Annotated in this window: 22 protein-coding genes; 10 read left to right on the top strand and 12 right to left on the bottom strand. The window is 48.4% G+C overall.

Going from position 1 to position 21941, the window contains the following annotated elements; all coding sequences use genetic code 11:
• Window positions 1-59 precede the first annotated feature (59 nt).
• From ACFVTB_RS04645 to ACFVTB_RS04595, 11 genes are all read right to left on the bottom strand, one after another.
• Entirely contained in the window at window positions 60-641 is a 582-nt protein-coding gene (locus tag ACFVTB_RS04645; RefSeq protein WP_387745875.1) for a GNAT family N-acetyltransferase, read from the bottom strand.
• Between the two features lie 104 nt (window positions 642-745).
• Window positions 746-1480 carry a sigma-70 family RNA polymerase sigma factor gene (locus ACFVTB_RS04640; protein ID WP_387745873.1) on the bottom strand — a complete coding sequence of 245 codons (735 nt, stop codon included), beginning with the start codon at window positions 1478-1480 and terminating at the stop codon, window positions 746-748.
• Between the two features lie 84 nt (window positions 1481-1564).
• On the bottom strand, window positions 1565-2170 hold the full coding sequence (locus ACFVTB_RS04635) for a lytic transglycosylase domain-containing protein (protein ID WP_387745871.1): 606 nt from the start codon (window positions 2168-2170) through the stop codon (window positions 1565-1567).
• Between the two features lie 22 nt (window positions 2171-2192).
• Window positions 2193-2582 (bottom strand): hypothetical protein, encoded by a 390-nt coding sequence (locus ACFVTB_RS04630; RefSeq protein WP_387745869.1) that lies wholly within the window; start codon window positions 2580-2582, stop codon window positions 2193-2195.
• Window positions 2583-2705: 123 nt separating this feature from the next.
• Window positions 2706-3029: a hypothetical protein gene (locus ACFVTB_RS04625; RefSeq protein WP_387745867.1), complete on the bottom strand. Its 324-nt coding sequence runs from the start codon at window positions 3027-3029 to the stop codon at window positions 2706-2708.
• Window positions 3030-3150: 121 nt separating this feature from the next.
• Window positions 3151-5265 (bottom strand): DNA polymerase, encoded by a 2115-nt coding sequence (locus tag ACFVTB_RS04620; RefSeq protein ID WP_387745865.1) that lies wholly within the window; start codon window positions 5263-5265, stop codon window positions 3151-3153.
• A gap of 95 nt (window positions 5266-5360) precedes the next feature.
• Window positions 5361-5942 carry a sigma-70 family RNA polymerase sigma factor gene (locus tag ACFVTB_RS04615; RefSeq protein WP_387745863.1) on the bottom strand — a complete coding sequence of 194 codons (582 nt, stop codon included), beginning with the start codon at window positions 5940-5942 and terminating at the stop codon, window positions 5361-5363.
• Window positions 5939-7027: a CHC2 zinc finger domain-containing protein gene (locus ACFVTB_RS04610; RefSeq protein WP_387745861.1), complete on the bottom strand. Its 1089-nt coding sequence runs from the start codon at window positions 7025-7027 to the stop codon at window positions 5939-5941. Before ACFVTB_RS04610 ends, ACFVTB_RS04615 begins: the two co-directional genes overlap by 4 nt.
• Before the next feature lie 227 nt (window positions 7028-7254).
• Entirely contained in the window at window positions 7255-7476 is a 222-nt protein-coding gene (locus tag ACFVTB_RS04605) for a hypothetical protein (RefSeq protein ID WP_387745859.1), read from the bottom strand.
• An 84-nt stretch (window positions 7477-7560) separates the two neighbouring features.
• Entirely contained in the window at window positions 7561-7845 is a 285-nt protein-coding gene (locus ACFVTB_RS04600; protein WP_387745856.1) for a hypothetical protein, read from the bottom strand.
• 157 nt (window positions 7846-8002) lie between these two features.
• Complete coding sequence (locus ACFVTB_RS04595; protein WP_387745853.1) at window positions 8003-8317, bottom strand: hypothetical protein; 315 nt, start codon at window positions 8315-8317, stop codon at window positions 8003-8005.
• Between the two features lie 569 nt (window positions 8318-8886).
• Between ACFVTB_RS04595 and ACFVTB_RS04590 the strand changes: the two genes are divergently transcribed.
• Window positions 8887-9195, top strand: coding sequence for a hypothetical protein (locus ACFVTB_RS04590; protein ID WP_387745850.1), 309 nt, complete (start codon window positions 8887-8889; stop codon window positions 9193-9195).
• 75 nt (window positions 9196-9270) lie between these two features.
• On the opposite strand, the gene ACFVTB_RS04585 is transcribed toward ACFVTB_RS04590, so the two are convergent.
• On the bottom strand, window positions 9271-9564 hold the full coding sequence (locus tag ACFVTB_RS04585; RefSeq protein ID WP_387745847.1) for a hypothetical protein: 294 nt from the start codon (window positions 9562-9564) through the stop codon (window positions 9271-9273).
• A gap of 363 nt (window positions 9565-9927) precedes the next feature.
• Here ACFVTB_RS04585 and ACFVTB_RS04580 point away from each other — a divergent pair, with 363 nt between their 5' ends.
• The 9 genes from ACFVTB_RS04580 (at window position 9928) to ACFVTB_RS04540 (ending at window position 21941) form a co-directional block, all read left to right on the top strand.
• Complete coding sequence (locus ACFVTB_RS04580) at window positions 9928-10371, top strand: hypothetical protein (RefSeq protein WP_387745844.1); 444 nt, start codon at window positions 9928-9930, stop codon at window positions 10369-10371.
• 111 nt (window positions 10372-10482) lie between these two features.
• On the top strand, window positions 10483-11322 hold the full coding sequence (locus ACFVTB_RS04575; protein WP_387745841.1) for a hypothetical protein: 840 nt from the start codon (window positions 10483-10485) through the stop codon (window positions 11320-11322).
• A 119-nt stretch (window positions 11323-11441) separates the two neighbouring features.
• On the top strand, window positions 11442-11891 hold the full coding sequence (locus ACFVTB_RS04570; protein ID WP_387745838.1) for a hypothetical protein: 450 nt from the start codon (window positions 11442-11444) through the stop codon (window positions 11889-11891).
• Window positions 11892-12291: 400 nt separating this feature from the next.
• Window positions 12292-15936: a hypothetical protein gene (locus ACFVTB_RS04565; protein WP_387745835.1), complete on the top strand. Its 3645-nt coding sequence runs from the start codon at window positions 12292-12294 to the stop codon at window positions 15934-15936.
• Window positions 15933-16574 (top strand): S-layer homology domain-containing protein, encoded by a 642-nt coding sequence (locus tag ACFVTB_RS04560; RefSeq protein ID WP_387745832.1) that lies wholly within the window; start codon window positions 15933-15935, stop codon window positions 16572-16574. The genes ACFVTB_RS04565 and ACFVTB_RS04560 overlap by 4 nt, the downstream gene beginning before the upstream one ends.
• Window positions 16575-16629: 55 nt before the next feature.
• Window positions 16630-18084 (top strand): hypothetical protein, encoded by a 1455-nt coding sequence (locus ACFVTB_RS04555; RefSeq protein WP_387745829.1) that lies wholly within the window; start codon window positions 16630-16632, stop codon window positions 18082-18084.
• Between the two features lie 15 nt (window positions 18085-18099).
• Window positions 18100-21093: a peptidoglycan DD-metalloendopeptidase family protein gene (locus ACFVTB_RS04550; RefSeq protein ID WP_387745826.1), complete on the top strand. Its 2994-nt coding sequence runs from the start codon at window positions 18100-18102 to the stop codon at window positions 21091-21093.
• Window positions 21093-21503, top strand: coding sequence for a hypothetical protein (locus tag ACFVTB_RS04545; protein ID WP_387745823.1), 411 nt, complete (start codon window positions 21093-21095; stop codon window positions 21501-21503). The genes ACFVTB_RS04550 and ACFVTB_RS04545 overlap by 1 nt, the downstream gene beginning before the upstream one ends.
• Before the next feature lie 15 nt (window positions 21504-21518).
• Entirely contained in the window at window positions 21519-21941 is a 423-nt protein-coding gene (locus tag ACFVTB_RS04540; RefSeq protein ID WP_387745820.1) for a hypothetical protein, read from the top strand.

The following is a 21941-nucleotide window of genomic DNA, read 5'->3' as shown; positions in this document are numbered from 1 at the left end:
GGCTCTGCGCTATCGGTCTTTTTTTGGAATAGTGAAGGAAGAATTATTGGGGCCGGCTATTACTGTAGAAGGCGCTCAAGATGAGCCTTTACTTGCGGCCACTCCTGCTTCGTAATGCTGTACATCACCGTGTCCCGAACATAGCCGTCGTGAAGAACGCGGTGGTTGCGCAGCACCCCCTCCTTGACGGCCCCCAGCCGTTCAATAGCGGCTAGCGATCTTGCGTTGCGCGAGTCGGCCTTCAGTTGAACCCGCAGCATGTCCAGCCGTTCAAATGCGTCGCGAAGCAGCAAATATTTACACTCTGTATTGATACGCGTGCGCCAGACCGATGGATGAAGCCATGTATGGCCGATCTCCAATCCGCGATCGTGGACGGATAGGTCGAAGAAGCGGGTGCTGCCGACAATGCGGTTGTCGTTGAGATCGGCAATGACGAACGGCAGGCAAGTGCCCGCTGCTTCCTGCTGCTTGGCCTTGCGGATATAACGCAGCACGTCCTCAATCGTTTGGAGCGGTTCCATAAAGACGTTCCAAATGGCGGGGTCCTGTCCCGCCTCAAGCAGCCGCTCGGCATGCTCTTCCTCCATCGGATACAATCCTGCACGTGTTCCCTTTAGTGCGATTTGTTGTGTACTCATACTTGGCAGCACCTTTCGATTACGATGTTATCCACAAGTATAGGGGCTGCAAAGGACATCGATAAGGTCCAATTTTTGTTGCTTTTATAGGGCCACTTTTACGCCTATCCTTTGGGAGTATGCTTAAGGTGAGTAGCTGCTTTTTTCATGATTCGATTAACCCGCATCTGCGATAGATTCTCTGTTTCGGCGGTTTGGGTCTGATTCAAGCCGGAAACGCGAAGCTTAAGGACGCGGAGCTCGGTTTCTGTTAAGCGATTTCTTATAGAATCTATAATGGAATCCGTATAGACCTTATCGACTACGAAGTGTTCGATATTAAGATCGTCCTCTAAATAGTCGGCGGCGGTCGCTCTAAACATATCCTCGGCTGCTTGCTTGAGCGGTTCGTCCAAGTATTTTACGGGTTGGCCTACACAGAGAGCTTTGGTGACTTGTTCCTCTTTTACATTTAGCACATCGGCTATTTCAGGAGTGGCCGGACGATAACCAAGTTCGTTCTCCAGTCTGTGAATTTGATGCATGAGTTCGTTTGCTGTCCGTGTTGGCCGGACAATATTGGCCGAATCGCGGAGGAAGCAGCGAACCTCTCTTACGATGGCGGTCACGCTGAAAGAGGAGAATTTATTGCCCCGGGACGTGTCGAATGCATGGATCGCTTTAATGAATCCGATTCTCCCGAGTTGAAGCATGTCATCCTTCTCGATGCAATATTTTGTTGAAAGAGTCTCAGGTTTGCCGACATATTTATGAATGCTATGCCAAATTAAGTTCTCGTTTACGAGGAGCAAATCGCCGAGGTAGTGCTTGTCCGTTTTTGCGCGTTCAATATTCTCCATTAAATCCAATGAGAAATAAAATTTATCAGCAGCTATTTCTCGGTTAATATATTCGGGAAAAGGAATCGTAATTCAAATCGCCCCCTATCTGTGCAGACGCGCAGCACGCTCCTTATAGTTTTCTTGAATGTCTGCGTAGTGCTTGCTAACGTTGGAGTAGTATCCCGTACGATAAGAGCCTTTCTTTACTTTTGAGGGACCTTGGTTATAAGCGATGGTTCCTTTCTTTAAGCTTCCAAAAAGCTCTATCATATCGGCCAAATAGCTTGCTCCGGTTTGTATGTTAATCTCGGGAACAGTCAGATTTTCGGGATTAATGCCTTTGCTCCGAGCGGTATTGGGTAAAATCTGCATTAATCCAACTGCTCCTGCCTTCGAGCGAGAGTTGTTAATAAATCGGCTTTCCTGCCACATCATGGCGACAATCCATAAGGGGTCGATATTGTAATCCGACGCTGCAGAGTATATAGAACTTGCGTATCGATCCGCTTCGTCACGAGACAGCTTGGGCTGATAGAAGAGCAGAAGATCAGCCAAATCTTTCGGTACAATGGACTGCGGGGCTTCCTGCGGTTTCGCGGCTTCTTTATGATCGTCAATGACAACGGGCTCTCGAGGAATCTCGGGAGTCGGATGCTGATTATGCATGGCGATTAACAGCATCCAAAAAAACACGATCCATTCGAGCATCTGTTAAACGCCAGCTCTCGTGTTAGTCATAGGCGAGCGCCTCTGCTTCTGAAGGGTCCACTTCTGTCGAACTTTCGGCCGATTCTTCAAACGATTGCTTGGTAACATGCTCCGCAAGCATGTCTTTGAACTCTTGCTCCGTAATGGCGTTAATGCAGCAATCCTCTGCCAGAATATAGCCCTTGCCATCCGTCATAACGACGCTTAAGTAAGTAAAGGGCTCTTCCATAAAACTGCCGTCTGAGGGGTTAAATCCGAACACCGCTTTTTCATAACCGGCAACCCTGCCTGCAAACCATACATTTTGCTTGCCCGCTTCCGGGATTTCGACCATATTTTCCGGCACTTGAATATGTTGGCCGATAAGGCCTGCAACCAAGTTCTCTGTCAAAGCTTCTTGTTTTTGTTTCATTGTTCTCACTCCTAATGGGTTCTTGTTGCTATATACGGGGGAGAATGTTGGCCTTGAAGGGGCGAAAAAAAAGAACCGGCGCGAGAGCGCGGTTCTATTAAAATGGGTTAAATGAATGACAGCTTATAAAGAATCTTCTTGTCTTTCGCTTCCCGTGTGCGCGGAATTCGTTTCGGTTGACTTTCTGATGAAACCGACGGGATTTCCAGCCCGATCCACTATTTTAATCGTTTTATCCGAATAAATGAGATGAGTAAGGGTTCGTTCTACGGCAATGTGAATGCGGTCGATGATCATGCCTGACATATCTTCTTTTAACGTTTTCTTTAATGCCTGCAATAAAGTTTGGCGCTCGATGCGCGCAATTAAATACAAAAAGCCGTATTTAAATAAGGAAGCGACAGCAAGCGATACAGAAGCGGCTAATGCGATTTCCTTCCAGTTCATACAACACCTCGAATGAATTTCATTATGCCAAGAACACTGGCATTGATTTATACGGCCATTATGAAGAAAAATGAAGAGGAGCTGTTGAATGATGAAGGATATCATTCTCTTTAAAGGCTTGTCACCAATGTATTCCGATTTTTATAGTTGAGGTCATCCCGCTATCCAGTACAACAGCATTACACAGGATTTCCGTGATCCGCTCCAACTGCTCCTTATTAATAGAGCTAGGAACGCTTAATACAATTTCATCATGCAGCCAAAGGGCGATATAGGCATTGATGCTCTCTAAGTATGGCTGAAGGGCGATTGTAGCCAGCTTTAGTTGGTCGGCAGCGGAGCCTTGGACAACGGCGTTAATCCCCATACGATAAGCAGCTTGCCGTCTTCGGACATTTCCAGCCTCCAATTCAGGATAGAGACGACGTTTACGGCCCAGAAAAGTTTTAGTGTATCCAAGCGCATCAATTTGCTTTTGCGTACCTGCCATCCACTTCTCAACCGCGGGGTATTTTGAAAAGAAGGCTTTCATGTAGGAACGTGCTTCTGTAATCTTTATATCCAGCTTTTCCGATAGCGAGTACTCGGACATGCCGTAAATCATACCGAAGTTGACAGTTTTAGCGGCTTCTCGATAGCCTGCAAAGCGTTTACCCTGCTCCAAATCGGTGAGGCGGCAGTTCCGATCATCAGCACTGTCAAAGCCATCCGTCCGTTCGAAACGATTCGCAAGGCTGCGGAGGCGCTCAAAGCACTCGTATGTAACCGGCTCTTTCGGATGCTTGTTATTCCAAAGCTCTACGGCTGTCATCGAGTGAATATCGAGATTTTCCTTAAATGCATGGAGCAGCGTATGATCTTGCGTCAAATGTGCGAGCCAGCGAAGCTCCTGGGCGTTAAAGTCGACGGAAACGAGCAGGCGGCCGGGATCGGCTGTAAAAGCTTTTCGAATTAATCCATCGTAACTGGCCGGTATTTGCTGAAGGTTTGGGGTCGAGCTGGACATTCTTCCGGTTTTAGTACCGATTGTATGAAAACAGGTATGGATTCGGCTGTGGATGGCGGTCTTCGGAAGTTTTTCCGCAAAATCGGAAAGTAGCTTAGCTTTTTGTCTATAAGTCAGTATCATTCCAATAACCTCATGTTTTTTGGAGAGTTTGCTAAGCGTGTTTTTATCGATGGAACGGGATTTGAATTTATTTATTGGGGGTATTTCCAGCTTCACGTAGATCGCCTCCGATACTTGGGCGGGCGAGTTTAAATTAATGGGTCCTGTATAAGCCCAGATTTTTTGCCGCAATTGTTCCAAGTCATCAGACAACCGTTTAGAGACAGTATCCTCCAAATAGCGAGCATCAACATGTACCCCTCTGCATTCCGACGCTGCGACAATCTGAAGAAATGGCATTTCAACCTTCTCCATAAGATCCCTTAATTCGTGCAGTTCGGGACGATTCAATGCACGATGCTGAAACTCCGCGAGTTCCCAGATCAGCATCGCATCGTGAAGCGCATCTAACATCATAAGCTTCTCAGCTTGCAGTCCACTATTGCAGGAGAGGCTGGCTTTCTCGATAATTGACTTTCGGGAATTTGCTGACTTTGTTTTAAGGTATCGTGCGGCCATTTCTTCAAGATCGCTGCTGTGGTTTTCATCAAGTAAAGCCTGGGCAATGCTCGTATCGAAATAGGGAATGATGGTGATATTCAACAAGCGACTCATAATATGCATTCCGAACTTCGCGTTATGCAGCAGCAGCATTATAGGAGCATTTTCAAGAATAGGTCGCAAACTTTCGCTAATGCTTTTGAGTGGAAGAATAGGGGGACGATCGCTACAAGACGAATATTCGGAATTATACTCCCGTTCAATAAGCGGTATACAGTAGCCCTTTTCTTCTCCCTTTTCAGGTTTTGCGTAGACAGCAATTGCTGCAATAGAATCAAGGAAAGGGTTAGTTCCGGTCGTTTTTATTTCGATGGAAAGCAGCGGTTGCTGACGCAGCCAATCAGTCATTTCACTTAATTGTTCCGGGGTTTCAACGGTGAACCATTTGGACGGGAATGCAGGGTCGCTTTCTCGGGAATTAAACTGATCCTGCTGCCCTACGAACGATGCCGCCGGGACTGGGGCTAACAGTGAAGCTTGGGCTTGAATTGCTTGTTTGGCCCTGCTGTTTTTATTTCTATACCGCTCCTCGCGTTTGGCTAGCAGCGGAATCGATTCACGAATCATGGAAAGCACCTCCTGTCCTTTATATACGGGGCGGTATTCGTGGAATAAAAAAAAGACCCGGAAGAATCCGGATCTCTCCTCTGCTCAAACCAATATCAGCAGGCTTGCTCGTATTTTTGGATAATACTCTTCCATAGCTGAGACACTCTGGAAGCGGAAACCTGCAGCAGATCGGCGATCTCTGAAGGCGAATAACCGGCTGCTCGCAGATTAAACACTTCCTTCTCGCGCTTGGACAACTGAATATATTCGAGAAAATCGATCATCAGCTCGGCGTTCTCATAGCCGTAATCTTCGCCGCCCACTTGTACGGTATAAGCTTGCCCTTGATCGGCGTAATCGGAGAAAGGTGCTTCTTTGACGCAAGCATATAAGTCTAATGAGGCCGCATTGACGACGCTTAGGTTTTTCTCTGTACCTGCTTTTTCAAGCATATCTTTAATCATACTGCTGAGCACCCGATCGACCCATGTGCTCAGCTTTGCTTTGGTTGCATCGTATTTTGGAAGATATCGGTGTACTTTAAGGAGCGCTTCTTGAACAACGTCTTCGCGATCCATCCCGGCAAATCGAGTGGCGCCGATTTTCTTTTCGCATTTTTCTTTCGCAGCCTTATAAAACATTTCCATTTCGCCGATCGCATACAGCTCGTCCAGTCCCAATTTCGCTTCGTTCATTTTTTCCTCCTGAAGTAGTCGTCCAATTCTCGCTCAGTAACTTTGAGCATTTGCACAAATTTTTCAAAGCTTACGACAGTTGTTTGATCAAGCATACCTGCTAGCAAAAGATCATTTGCGTCTTTAAATGGCATGTCCGTTTCGGGATGAGTGGAATCAATTCCCCAATGCCCAGAGGGATACAACACCATGTTAATACGAATGGGAGAAATGGCAGAAACAAGTTTGTAGGCCTTTAGTCCGGCATGAACGCCGAAAGGGTCGTTGTCTAGAAAGAGGTCGATCGTATCAATTCCCGCTTTCATTAATTCAAAGACTTGTTCTTTAAACATCTGTTTCCCAAGTAAAGCTCCAGCGGCATAGCCTGTCTGAAAGCACGACATCGCATCGATTTCCGACTCCGTTATTCGAATTCGTTTGATCGGCAGCGGAGAATTAAGAATATGCCATAGGCCGTAGACAATATCTTTTTTGATGACTTGTCTTTCATTCAAAAAGCTTTTGCGATGGACACTTCTTCTTTTAATGAATCGAAGCAATCCTTGACGAGTGCGTACAGGGAAGGTCACGGATTGGGAGGACTTGTCGAATCCGACTTCGTACGCCCGAAGTGTTTCTGCATGCAATCCCCGTTCTACAGTCATATAAGGGTGAAATTGTTTAGTGAACCGGACGGTTTCGCGTTCCGTTAAGGAACGTTCACGGTTTGTTTGGCGACCGTCAAGAATATGTTCGGCAATGAGTGGCGGCCGACTAGCTCGATTGGAGTCGAAATAGCGTCTAAGGATATACCTTGCCGCATGTGCTTCGCTTGGCAGACGGAAAGTCTCGGCAATAAGTTTGGATAATTTGCCTGAAATGCCACAACCAAAGCAATGGAATACGTAAGGATAGCATGTCCGAATTCCGAATGAAGGGTTGGCTTCCGAATGATAAGGGCAACAAAACATGATGTGATCGCCGACTGTTCTCGCTTTGGAGAAAGCATGCCGATTAAGGTATGCATCCGTACGGTCGGACCAGGCACTGCGCAGGTCGTCGACGATTTTATGAAGATTGAGTTGCACCGTTTGCAAATCCGCCAATAGAGAGCTTCATCTCCGATCTTAATATTAGGATGGAAAAGGACCTTTCCTGGTCCTGGCGATTCAACTAAATCGGTCTCGTTGAGAAACCGTCGCTAATTTTTGAACCTTATATTTGCATGTTCTGTTCGATTTGTTCTTATTTTATGGGAACATAAGTTCGTATATTTTAATCATAGCATGTCCTCACGGCGTTAGCTACCATAATTTCCTTTGAAAGTCGGCATCTAACTGTCGGAATTCTGGCGCAAGATGCTGAAAGCAATGGGATGCTCGCTATTTTGCGTGTTCTCATACACTGTTTGAAGAGCTTCGTTGACGGCAGTCTCTAGATCGCCGCTATAGAAAACGAAGGTTTCGATTGTTTCTTCGTTAATGGCATAAGTGCAACGGTAGGGATGGCGTCCATCCGTCTCGTTATCGTGTTCATTAATACTATTTTCAGACATGGTTGCTGCGCCTCCTCGAATCGATTGGTTCTCATTGATATAAGACCGTCTCCTGCTGCTTTATACGGGGAAAAGCATGAATTGTTAATGGAAAATGAAATCATCTAAAGCTCCGAAATGGACGGCATTGATGTCATTAATGTCGTCAAGGATGGCTGCGTTCATCGGACTAGCCCCAAAAGCGGAGCAAACCTCATGAAGGGTTTGAATAAGCGGCTGATCGTTTAACAGTTTCCGACCGTCTAGGCCCAGTGCATAAAGTGCATGCTCTAAATCTTCGACAGAGTCCTCGATCTGTTGGGCAAAAACCAAATCGAGCAATACACCGATTGTATTCATGAATAGAATCGTTCTTTTTGCATCTTCCATCTAACTCTCTTCACTCCTTTCGTTAATCATGTTATACGGGAGAGAAGGAAGCGGCTGAAGAGGAAGAAATAAAAAAAGGCCAACCGGTATGTCCGGCCGACCTTATACTTATAATGCAAATATTGTACATTCTCTCTTGCCGAAGCATCCGTGGTTATCAAACGGAAGGACTGCCTGAGTCCGGCTTATTTTTGCTGCCCTTTATCATTCGCTGGGCTAGTGCGGCAACTTCTTCAATATCATCGCCGTCGATGCCTTTGCTAACATCGGCTAATACAGATACAACGGCTTCGAGATTGCCTCCCAATACCTTAATCAATATCGTCACGATATCTTCTGATTCGACCCGTCCGGCCTTTGCCATGGACAATACCATAACGGCAGCGATCCTCGTATCGTATTCACCATCTTTAATTTTGTCGGTAAGATGACTGACGATTGCTCCGATCTGCGCTTCATTGTACTTCGACACTTAACTTTACACCCCTGACGATAGGCATATTTTTGCACTTGCGGCACTTAGAAACGCACAGAGCAGCAGTTAAAGGGAAACAATTGTCCTTCTAGAATTAGGCGTAGCCCCGTGCGTGTTTTTATACATCATTTCGTTGAAATTATGGTTATACGATAATTCGTCTGCCTTTAAGCAGAATAAAGGGGGATGTGTGTTCGTCACTATAATAACATACTAACATCATTTTCTCATGTGTAACTTCAAATAATAACGTTAGATTCACATGAAAATGTTGGGGCGGCATACTGCGTTCACGAAAGGGGGAATGGCGAGAGGCAACATAGAAAAGAGAGGACATTCTGAAATTAAAATATAATAACATATTTTACATTATATACTTCAAAATGAGTCTTGAAAATTAGGTATATTTCCTCATTTAGCCCTATTATAAAGAAAATAATGGGTGAAAAGTTCTGGGTTAAGCCGTAGAATAGGAATGAGCAATAGGCAGAGGTAATTGCAAAGATATGGACGTACGGGACAAAGGGCTTATGATGATTTTTGCTTTGATACAGGAGGTTTCTTAATTGGGGGAATACAGCATGAATGAACGGAGTTGGCGCGCCGATTATCTGAAATCCGATATCTCGCTCGATGAGCTGGGAACGGCAAGTGCCGTTGAGTACATAAAGAAAGTGCATGAATATGCTAGGAGAGCCGGGACAAAGCAAAAGGTTCAGCTTATGGTCGAACAACTGGTTGAAGAAGCGAAGGACGATTATGAGTTTATGGCGATCCTGCTTACATTAGGCGAATTGTCGAAAGACTCGTTAAATATGGTGATCAGGCAGAAGCTTGAGTATTATATAGACGGAAATGGGCCAGAATCTGGTTAGCATGATTCGTCTGTAATTGTATATGTTGCATATAAGTAAACTCCGATCCTATTCCGAGGATCGGAGTTTTTTTGCTTATTTCTCACTGACGACGGAATAGACGGCGCAGTTTTTTTGGCTAATGCTGCATTTGCGCTTACCGATAATGCTCACTAAGCCCGCAGCCGCCATTTCATTAAGTCGGGGATGGACATAATTTCTTTCCGGGGCCGGAATGTCACCGGACTTCCACATTTTATAAGCAAGTTCTCTTGCCGTAATACCTTCAGATGCAGGCATGGACTGCAGGATGAGTCCTCGTTTGCCGGCTACGGATTGTCGAACATGTAGATAGGATTCCCTTCTCGTCTGCTTGGTAGTTAAATTCATCAGCGTGGCTCCTTTCGTAAAATATCGTCGTTGCAGATTCCATAGATTTTGTTCCTTTATCGGTTATATACGTGTGTAGATCTTTTTTTTGAAGTGGATTCTTTGTGACCCTAGCGGCGCTGCGCATTAGATGCTTTCCGAAAATCGGAATCCCGCGTTCCGTCATTCGGTACGCCGTCTTCCGGTTTTCGGAACGGAAGCATAAACAAAGTAATCACTATAAAGAAACATATAAAAATAAATCGGCTCAAATTTTACATCAGTCAAGCGATGATTTCGGTTTTGAGCCAAAAATGGACAGTGAGAGAATAAGAACCCGGCGCTAACCTATAAAAGAAATAGAGAAAAGGAGTGTGAAGTAACATGTTGAGCGAATTGTATGATCAAGTTCGACGGCGACTGACGGATGATGCTGTATTGCTTTCTTTATTAGGAGTGGACGCTTCCAACCAAGCTGCCATTTTAGAGAGAATTGATATGAGAATGAATCCGGGTAATTTGCAAGAGGAAAAGCTTCCTCTCATTGCCTTCCATGCTGCGCCGCGTCTGCGCTTTCTGGAAGAGGAGAATCGAAACTGTTCCATCATTATGTTTCATTTTCATGTGTTTACAAAAGGGGAAGTTGAACTGGCGCTTCGAATTGCCGACCGCTTAACAGAGCTTTTCCAAGACGACGTCCCATTTGTACAAAAGAGAGACATGGAAGGGCTGAGTACCGTGCTTATCGATCAGTACGAGAAGGAAATAGATCTGAACGGTTTGTTCTGTTTAACTAGCATATTCAAATTTACGATACAGATCGATTAGGAATCATGAGTAAAGAAATTTGTTAGCGTAACGAACACTTCGTCTACTCTATGTCCGTAAAGAGATTGCTCATGCAGCGACTCTATCTCATATATGAAGGAGTGGGTAAATTTGGCAAAACGCATGATTATTAAAGGCGTCGGTCAATTTATGGCTAAACGTTATGCCAAAGACGGCAAAGGGGTAGAGGTAATCACTCTTGGCTCCCTGCAGGATCTGGCTATTAACTTGAACGTGGAGATCGAAGATATCTTTGGCGGGGACGGCTTGTTCGCCATTGATACGCTCGTTACTTCCAAATCGATCGAAATTACGGCGACTGATGCCAAATTCGATCTGGCTGCGCTGGAGCTTATGATGGGCTCTCGCGTTCAAGAGAAGGTTGAAAATCAATCCTTGTGGGTGCTGGGAGAACAATCGCTCGTTGCGAGCGGTACTGTAGGCGCATCCGTATCGGCCGGCAAGTCGGCTGTTAAGTATGGTGATACGCTGTTCGACGACGGAAATTTCCAGGTTCGCTTGAAAGATAGCAACACGCTGCTTAACCGCATTGCGCCAACTACATCGTCCGCGCCCGAAGACGGCGAGTTCTTTGTGGAAACTGTTGCAGGCTCGCCCAATACAGTCAATATTGTGGTCAGCCCTGACCACATTGGCAAGGATCTTGTTATCAATTACCAGCGTAAGGAAACGGTCGATGTCGTAGACATTCTGCGCGACGAAGTACCATTCCCCGTACATGTCATCCACCATGGCGCATTCCTGCAAAAAGACGGTACGTACCAAGGCGTGGAAACTGAACTGTACCAGTGCATCGCAAACGGACAATTTACGCTCGATGCCGCGCGTTCGACGGCATCCACCTCCTCGATCTCGCTGAAAGTGATCGATCCGGAGCGGGCCGACGGCAAGCTCGGTTCGATCAAACGATTCACGCAAGCGACGAAGTAATTTTTTTGCCGCAGCGGCCAGCATGAATAGAGAAGGAGAATCAGGTTCCCCCTGCCTGATTCCCTTGTCTTGCCGGTTGCTTTTTTGCACGAGGGGAAAATAAGCAAGGGGGAACAAGGATGGACAAGGAACAAATGGAAGCACAGATGGCAGCCGAAATGAATGCCGACGCCGTTGCCCGGCTCAAGCGGGAAACGGAGCTGCAAGCAGCTTCGGAGAAGATTTGGTTTGAGGACGATGAACGGGTGACGCTGCGGGACGGGTCGGTCAGAACAATTCCGCCTTTGCTTTTCGGTGATGCTCGGACGTTTATGCAGAAGGTAAAGACTGTCAATATCGACGTCATTCTTTTTAACTTTGGGCCAAATGGACAAAGCCCTGCCGAAACCGATCTTTACGATATTTTAGCGATGGCCTTTAAGGATCATTCGGATATGGTGACGGTCGTTAATGAAGGAGGACGGGTTACGTATCAGCCCAATCGAGATTACATCGACCGCAACGTCGATATTCGGATGGCCCGCCAAATTATTGACATCATGCTGGACGTCAATGCACTAAAAAAGTAGAACGGGCAGAGGAGCAGCAGCCTGAAGGGACGGAGATCAGAGACACCGATACCGGGGAACCTTTGACCTGGGGAGAATTGATCTTCCTGCTTCATAAGCACTGTCACCTCGATAAGTGGAAAATTAGGGGGTACACTTACCCGCAAATCCAAGACCTCCTGCGCATGACCAATCGTAATATTCAATTTGAAATCGAAACCCGAACCGTATCGTCCGGACGTATGACCGGAGCGGTAAAAGGGGAAAGCAAGCCTGTAAATGTTTTTAAGAAAGACGAAGCTCAACAAGAAGCAACAGAGGAAGATATCAATCTCCTAGCCCGAATTTTGGGCGGGGGTTAAAGCGTAATCCCGTCTATTCTAAATTGACGGGATTTTTCTTTTAAAGGACGGTGTTACAGATGAAAACGGAAGAAAATAACTACTCGCTGGCTAATGACATACAGCTTCGCAACAAGCATAACGGTAAGCTGCCATCAACCAGCGCCCCGCCAAATGAAAGCGGAGCGGAGGCCGTATTGCGCAAGCTGCAAGCTGCTGGCGGGACGGTGTCGATTCCTGCAGGATTTGGAAGTGCGGGAGGGCGAGCAGCAACCAAACAAAATGGAGCGGCAAACGTGACCAAACGTTTGGAGCAGTTGCAGGCCGATATCGTTCAGAAAGCATACCAGATGCTTGAAGCATCGCTGGTACAGTTGGCGGAAGAGATGAATCAAGCCGCGGTACCCGACAAGATGGCGGACAGAGGGAAAATGATCGAACAAGCAGCCAGTATGCTTATGGCTTCTTTTAATGAAGAAAATCACGCTTTGAAAGTAGCCGCCAAAGGAATATCGGAGCGTAAGGGCTTGTTGACAAAGCGTATAGGGAAAATCGAAAGCATTCGAGAGCGCCTTAATTCGCCGGACAGGCAGGCGCGTGCGGATCTTAACCGCAACACGACAAGAGACGCAAAGCTTGCGGCAATGGCCAAGAAGCTGAACTCCGAAATGAAGGAATTGGAGCGTGCCATGCGCTTTGTCGATATGCAGGCGTATTCGTTGTACCGCATGCTGGGATTGCTCGCTTCGGTCGTCTATGAGGCTAATCTTCGATTGAAAGGGTTAACTTTGAGCATTGGAGAAGCCGGTCGGAGCTTGAGCAGCATGAAAGAGACTTTACAGCATTACGCATTAGCGGTAGAGCGATCGGACCATCGTACCGAGCAATTCATCGATGCGATTGAACGACTTGATCAGGAGTTGAAGAACGGGGCACAAAGCGCAAGCCAGTATCGGATGGAGCTGCAGAAGCTGCAATACGGCCTTCCTTCGGGTGCTGGTGCTGGTTCTGGTGGCGATGTTGTTGTTGAGGTAACGATACCGCCTGTTGAGATACCTTCTGCAGACCAGAAAACGACCAGCGTTAATTATATGGACGAGCTCAAAAAAGCGATTCTGAATAAAGCGGTAGATGCTATTGGCGACGGCTTACTCGACTTGTTCAGAAAAGATGAAAATCCAAGCGGCGGGAACAATGGGGGCGGCGGAAACGGCGGGAACGGCGGAAACGGCGGGAACGGCGGGAACGGTGGAAACGGCGGAAGCGGTGGAAACGGTGGCGGATCAGGAAACGGCGGCGGATCAGGAAACGGCAGCGGATCAGGAAACGGCGGCGGATCAGGAAACGGCGGCGGATCAGGAAACGGCAGCGGATCAGGAAACGGTGGCGGATCAGGAAACGGCGGCGGATCAGGAAACGGCAGCGGATCAGGAAACGGCGGCGGATCAGGAAACGGCAGCGGATCAGGAAACGGCGGCGGAACCCAAAGCTGCGACGATGCCGGAAACGGCCGCGGCACCCGAACGCGCCGCGGCACCCGAACGCGCGGCGGTACTCGGACGCGCGGTGGCACCCGAACGCGCGGCGGAACCCGAGCCTGCGGTGGTACCCGAGTCGACGGCGATGCCCGAACTGGCCGCGGTACCCGAACCGGCGGCGGTACCCGAACGGGCGGCGGCACGCGAACCGGCGGCGGAACCCGAGCCTGCGGTGGTACCCGAGTCGACGGCGATGCCCGAACCGGCCGCGGTACCCGAACGGGCGGCGGCACGCGAACCGGCGGTGGCACGCGAACGCGCGGCGATGTCCGAACGGGCGGCAACACCCGAACCGGCGGTGGCACGCGAACGCGCAGCGATGTCCGAACGGGCGGCGGCACCCGAATCGTTGGCGATGTCCGAACGGGCGCTGGTACCCGAATCGGTAGCGATGTCCGAACCGGTGGCGGTGCCAGAACTGGCATCGGTACCCGAATTGGTGGAGATTTCCGAACCGGCGGCCGTTCGATCATCATTTCGCCAACGAGCAGAACGGGAAATCAAGCAGATAGTCCGCAAGCAAGCAGTGCAAGGACAGGCAGCCGGACCGATAGCAGTGTGCCAACGAGCCGAGCAGGAACGGATGTCCGCCCGGTAGGCAATTCGCGAACAGATGCTTCCAGCAATGCTGCAGGGGCGTCGAACAGGAGGGCAACATCCGAAGCAGCAACTCATCCCAATAGCGCAGCTTCTGTTTTGAGCGAAAATAAAAAAACCTCGACATCGGTGGCGAAAGGGGCCTTAAAGGCAACGAAGCCGTTAAAAGGAGCGCTGAAAATCGGCGCAAAAGGGATTCCGTATCTCGGTACGGCGCTTGCGGTTGTAGATGTTGTTAAGGATGTCGTCACGGATGGCATCGCTCCACTGACCATGACCAAGGAGCAGAGGGAGGAGCGGTACAACAAAAACGTCAATGAGTTATCCGATACGTTTGCGCAGGTCAAGAGCATGAGCAATGCGAATCCAATGAAATACTTGGCAGGCGTAGGGCTGGCGACGGATGCTTTAACCGACGGCATTATTAATTTGTTTGGCGGTACGACGGCTTCTTTCAAAGACTATTGGAAGGAGACCTTTGGTTCTTCGGATTCGAAAACAAAGGATGAGAGTGCGAAAACCAACCAGGCAGTGCCTTCTGAAAAACCTAATGCTGAAGCAGTGAAGGGCATTACGGTAAAAACGAAAGCAGTGGCTGCGCCAACGCCGGCTGCGGGACTGGATTTGGATGGAGACGGCATCCCGGATACAGCCAAGACGAGCTGGAAGCAAATTTCTACCTACGGCGAAGGGCAGCAAATGTTGAACCGCGTCCAGATGCTGCTTCAACAGAAGCAGCAAAACAATCAATCGGACTACGAAGTGAAGCGGACAGCGATGCTGTTGAAAGGAGTCGGAGAAGACTCTAAGGAAATGCGCAAGCTGACGAAGGAGCTTCTGGATAGCAATATGACAGCTCTAAAACAAGCAATCGCCGGCATTGCACAGAAAAAGCAGCTGCTGCGGCCTTCCGATGATGCTTATGCAGTGCTTGAATCGGAGGAGCTTCGCTACAAAGGCGAGGTGGCGAGAAACCAACTCCAGGCGTACCAGAACGAAACCAGCGCGTTGGATGAAATTATGAACGATATGAATGAAGACGTGCAGAACATTCAGACCCGATACGGCATTCAGAAAGCCGATGCTCTCCTAGGGGGAGTAAGTGAAGACTCCTCCGCCCTGAATCAAATCGAGCGTTCGGGCCTATATGCCGTAAACGCCCGCATGGGCGAAACGAGATCGCAGCTCAGTGAATTGTTGAATGAATATCGGGATAACGAGACGATGCGCAAACAGATAGAGAATAAAATGCTCGCCATTGAAATGGAGTCGAAAAACCATCTTCTCGATATTCGCAATCTGTCTGCGATTCAAAAGCCGACCTTTAACTTGCCGGACGGCGTTCAGCCTATGACCTATTGGGAATCCAAAGCGGCGAGCGGGACGCATAGCAGTGTAACGATTGGTTCGGGCGATACCATTGTCAATATTATTACGGATCAAATTACATCTGACAGAAACGGCTTGCAATTAATTGGGGAAAAGGTGGCGAACGCGGTGAAGGGCGTCCATAGGGATATTGCGCAGGAGCTGTCACAGCAGGTTAAGACCGGTATTCAAAATAATTACGGCTGGGGGGCGAGAATGTGAGTCAGCAAAATCCGTTCGGAAGCGCGAACGAACGCTATCGGAAGAAGCTGTTCGTAGACAACGGTTTAGGATTCGTAGAGGTACGAGCCAGGGTGGTTAACCCGTACGAGCCGCCCTTGCCGAAGATGAATGTCAGAGAAATCAAAATTATTAATGCCCCCAGCCATTTGCATCAAATGGGACTGTCCGCTTATAAGGCTAAGCTGACCTTGCTCTTCGAGACCAAGCAGGATTACAGCGATTATTTGGCGCAATGCGGCTGGACGCATAAGTTTTATGACGAGAAAGGCCATATTTTTGTAGGCGCCCTGGAATCGATTAACGCAGAGCCGGTTGTCAAGCTGAACGGGCTGGACAACTCGCTCGACCGCAACAAAGGGTATAAAGCGGAAGCGGAGTTCACTTTTGTTAAGAAGGATGGCTATGACCGGAAGCATCGCTTTGCTTTTCAGGATATCGAGGGCCATTGGGCGCAAGAAAATATCGAGGAGATGTCCGATCTGGGACTGGTCTCGGTCATTACTAAAGACGGCTACCCAGTCGTCTATTTCAGACCGAATACCCGAATAACGCGAGCGGAGTTTGTCGTTTTCCTAAACCGAACGCGCAGGCTGATGGAACGCAGCATCAGAGAGTAGGCCATAAGCCTATTCTCTTTCGTTCTATTCTAAATTCAAAAGGAAGGTGAACATATTGACACGCTGGGTTGATGTGAATGAAGACGACTGGTTTTTTAACGAAGTGACGGAGGCCTCTAACATTATTTTAGAAGACGGCGAGCCGTTCGTTTCCAGCATCGTTTATAACGTTTTCAAAGCCAATGCGCCTTATATTTACGAAGAGCAAAAGGTTGGCAGCACCGGTAAAAAGACATTTACGCTTCAAAAGAAAGCAGCGCCGACGAATGACAATCCATTGCTCGTTTATATTGATGGGATCCGAACCGTATATAAGGATGTGAAAAGCAATGCCGGCGGGACATCGGATGTTGAGCTGTATGCCGCTCCGAGACCGGGAGCGATCGTTTCTTTTTCGATGATTGGCGAGCCTGTGAAGGACCGTTTCGAGAAGCCTTCCTATACCGGGGGCGGACAGCTGCCGAGCAAAAAGCTCGATTATGGGGACACCTATCATTACGATCCTTTCAGCCGTCAGAGCGTTGAATATTTGTATGCGTTCGGCAGGGCTCTCCGTAGGCTAACGGTGTCCGACGAGGAGTGGAGACAACAGTCTGGTCAAGCTGTTGCGCAAAAGTACATCGGGTTGAAAACCGACGTTTATGTCGTCTCTCCGGCTGATCAGGGAGGCTATCTTTACTTGCCTTATAATCTGGATGGCGTTACCTGCAATTTCACTTATCACAGCAGGGAGGCGAATGGCGCGCTGATGAAGCGCGGAGGCGAGTTCAAATGTACGTCGACCAAAATGGTGTACAACAACCGGTTCTTTCCGAACGCTATCATTTCCCGCGGGGAAGCGTTCCTGTTAATCGACCGTCTTCGAAGAACCTTCTACAGTCGCTTTACCGATCTGGATGCCCCGACTCACGAACTGCGCCAATCCGTTGCGACCTATTCGGGTCAAATGTCGTTTAAGCTAAACGGCTATTACGACAGAGATAAAGGCTTGGTTGTCAGGCTGCGCAATGTCGGAGACGACGAAAGCATGGATGTGGTGCAGATCAAAGACGTAGATTATACGGAAATTGATGGACACAGCGTTCTTTGGAAGCATCCGCTTTCGGCTGGGAAAATCGTCACCTTTATTTACAAGAAGCTGGTCAGCACACGGTTCGAAGACGTAGGGAAACAAACGGCTATGTACAACCAGGCAACTGGTGAAACGACGGTGATTGACGGATCGATCGACGATAGCGGGGGACACAAGCCCTCGTGGTGGGCCCTTCCCGTTATCGCCATGGAGAACGAGCAATTTGCCGACGGAAAATATTTAATTGAAGGGTTTCTAGTAGATAATTTCACCGTTAACGAGCATGCCGTAGTCGTGAGCGAGATGAATCACCCTGTCTACTCGAACATTCCATCTCTTAGAGAAAACTGGTTTATGCCGCATACGCCGCTCACGCGAGCGGAAGCTGTTTCGTTTCTCAACCGGTTTCGCAAATGGGGAATGGAACGCTTCAAATAATGGAGGTGCATAATCGTGCAACGAATACCTGATGAATTAGCGAAAGTGTTTTCCGAGCGATTGAAGCTGGGCGAGAACGCCCGGCCGGTATGCCGCGTAGAGGTGGACCGGCTCGCTTTTATACCGGGAAGAATGCAAGAAATATCGTTTCTATTATCTAATGGCGCGACACAGGAGCAGGCCGAACGCATCTATATCGACGAATCGAAGGGCGGCGGAGAAATGTCCTCCAGCCCTTACAGTATTATCTTTCCTGTCGAAGGGAAAAGCGAGGACGATATTACTTCAAAATTTGGAGTTCGAACGCATCCGGTGACCGGGGAAAAAGGAAAGCAGCATAACGGCGTAGATATTGGCTGCGGCGTTGGAACGAAGATCCGCGCAGCCTGGTCCGGGGTCGTGACCCGAATTAATTCAAATGCTTCCAACGATCTTGGGCTTTATGTAGATGTTAGGCATGAGGGTAACCTTACGACCCGATACGGCCATCTCAATAAGATCGACGTGAAGTTGAATGATGTCGTTACCCAAGGAGAGTATTTGGGCGATAGCGGAAAAACGGGTAAGGTAACTGGTCCGCATTTGCATTTCGCCATGCTGGACAGCGGCTCCAAGTTTATTGATCCATATCATTATTTAACCGGCACGAAAAAGCTGTTCGGCAATGCGCAAGCGAGCGGGTCCGGCATCATAAGGGAAGAGCTTCCTCAAGGTCATGAGGGAGAATGGCTGTTTCAAGAAAGATTTCGGTCGAGAGATTGGCTCAATGATAAAAGCCGGATTGTCGATTATGATAAACCGCTAAGGGAGCTTGGCGTTATCCAGTGGGTTAACGGAGATAGCGTATACCGGCTGAATGCGGACAAGCCGATAAAAGCCGGGTTCAGCTTTCAAGTATCGCCGCGGGAAGCCGGTTCACTTGAATTGAGCATGGCTGGGACGGAAGGCTTGGGGGAAGTCCGTCTGTACAGCGGATCGCGGCTTCTCTTCAAGTTCTCTCAATTTAAAGGCATTGACCGTTTCGAGCAATTCAAACGGATTATGCTTCCTGCAGGCAGCGGGACCATTCGGTTCGAGGCGAGCTTCCAGCGAAATGCCAAGCATGCGCTTGCGTTAGATTATATTCAGGTCAGAGAATGGGTAACCTCTCCCGAACCGGGCAACGTGGGCTTTGTCGACCCGACCCAGCCGTCAGGCCTGAACGGCGAACGATTGACTGGAACGCTATTTAACGAAGGGCTTAAATCAAGCTCCAAACTGCATGTCGGAGAGTTCGTTTACATGGATACGCTCGTATTGGAAGGCGTTACTTCCGTCGATATAGACGACCAGTTCGAGATGGACTCAAGAGAGGCGAGGATCACTATTTCGAATCCTGACGGCTTCTACAGCCCGGATTCCAACCCGTACTATTTTCCCGAGAATTTTATGGAAACCCCTTGGAACTATTTCATTAACGGCCATCATTACGGCGTATTGTCGGAAAACGCTCCGATTCGAATTTATATGGGCTATGGCATGAATATGGTTCGCGTATTTACCGGTTTGATCGATAAGATCGATTCTGGAAGTGACAGTCCGATGCTCACGATCTCGGCTAGGGACATGTATAAGAAAGTGTTAAATAAAGTGCTGACCGAGGATAAGGAATACGGGACACCCGCTCAATCGGAGCATACAGACATCGGAGGAAGCGCAGCGGACGGTATCCTCTCACCGCTTAACCGCAGGCAACAGATCATTTCGAAAGCAAAGTATTGGGCGAAAACAACGAATCCCAAGCTCGATTATGTTTTTCTGCTGGCAATTGCGACGCATGAGACGGCGATGGGGACGAAAGGCGCCGGCCGGGAATCGTCCGGCAGCTGGATTCTCGGCTATGATGTTCATCCGAACGGGTACCGGGCTCAGTATAAAGGGATAGACAATCAGCTGAAGTATGGAGCGAAGCGTTACAACGAAGCGATGAAGAGCAAGAATTGGGAATTTAAATCGCTAGCAGATGTGGAGTATTTCTGGAAAGGCGGCGATAAAGGTGTTTATCAATGGGCGGCCGATAAGAATTGGCCTAACAGCGTATATGCCGTCTATAAAAATCTGCAGCAGAACCCGCCGGCTGATTTTGCAAGCACGCCTATTTGGCTATCCGATTCCGCCGATGCGCAGCCCCCGGCTCAGAATGCGCCGGCAAAACCGGCGAGCTGGCTGAAATCGTCGATAGTGAACGATCTGATCGTACATGCCGGATTGTCTGGCTGGAGGCAATCGCCCTCCGATATCGGTTATCCCGACTATATCATTGAAGAAACGTATTTGATTGAAAGGGACGCCAAGAACGGGAAAATGATAAAGGCTGTGCCCGGGAAAGAAGGAGAGTTCGAAGAGGTCCCCTACGATTCGACTTTGACTCCGCAAGGCTGGTTGAATCCATTTGTAGACCAACCAAGGAACTGGAGAGCGTTTGAGCACCGGATTAGCGATTGTATAAATGAAGTCATCGGAGATACCAATTACCGGACGTATTGCGACAGGTACGGCACATTCCACTTGGAGCAAATCAATCTCAACAAGCCGGTATCCGCAAGCTTTACGGAATATGACAATCTCGTTTCCATTAATAAAACAGTCGATTATACGCGCGCGCGCAGCCATGTCGTCATGATTGAAGGCAATAATGCGGAGCATTTCCTCGATCCTGAATTGTTGATGGAACTGAAGGGCGAGCTCCGATCAACCGTAATGAATCTGCCGTACGTCAAGACGAAAGAGGAGAAAAAACAGATTGCCGAACGATTTTTCTGGGATTTGAAGCGGCTGTGCCGGACACTTCAAATATCAATTCCAGGCAACCCGGCCCTCGACGTATTGGATCGCATTTATATTAGCGACAGAAGGACGACAACCCGATCCACTTATCTCATTAAGGGGATTAAAACATCATTTTCCTCGGAGAACGGTTACTTGCAGGTGATCGATCTTACCTGGGGCGGAGAGGGGAATATGCTCTAATGGCAGGAATTGCGAATGATTATTTAATTTATCCGATACTGGATTTGATTAGAGCGGAACTTAATAAAAGAACGGGCTCAACCGTAATCGATCCTTTCGAAGGAACGCCTGAGGTCACTTTGTTTCGCGATTATGCGGGAGATCCCGAGCGGGTGACGGGGGCCAAATCAAGCTATGAAAGCGGCTATGCGATTGAGATATCCCTCACTTTCGGCTCCGACGATACGGAAACGTACCCGTTATCCGCAACACCGGAGGATCCTTCCTGGGATTACTATGTAAACGGCCGATTGACAGCCGTAACGACGGTTGCTCTTAATCCTTCGCTGGAGCCGCTAGCAACTTACGTAATCCGTCTAAACTACGAAGGCAGAGGTCTCTTAATTGGAACGACTGTAGAGCGTATATAGAAATGGGGTGGCAATATGTCCTTTCAAATCGCATACGTTGGCGGCGGAGTCATCGACAAAGTGCGAGAGCTGCCGTATCCGCACTTTTCCCGTTTGACGGAGCCGTTTGTAAGAGGGCGAATGGTCGACATCGCAGCGTCTCCGCAAGTGTTCTCGGATACTTATTCGCTTCCTTATCAAACCGAATTTTTATCCGTAGCGTTTGCATCGAGCGTGTATTGTGTCGGCGATTACTGGGAGCTCACAATCAACGGCGTTAAAGTATGCGAGACGATCTATACGAAAGAGCTGCCGGAGAGCGTGAGCATGGGCAACTCTTTCGGAATCGTCTATCCGCTTCCGGCGGACGCAGTTATCAAGTTCGACTTTCACAACGTAAGTGGCGAAGCAAAGCAAGTATGGTACAACGTTAAATTTTTAAGAGGCAAGGAGGGGTAG

The sequence above is a fragment of the Paenibacillus sp. NPDC058071 genome (assembly GCF_042885235.1).
Lineage (GTDB): Bacteria > Bacillota > Bacilli > Paenibacillales > Paenibacillaceae > Pristimantibacillus.
This window is presented reverse-complemented; position numbering and strand designations above follow the sequence as displayed.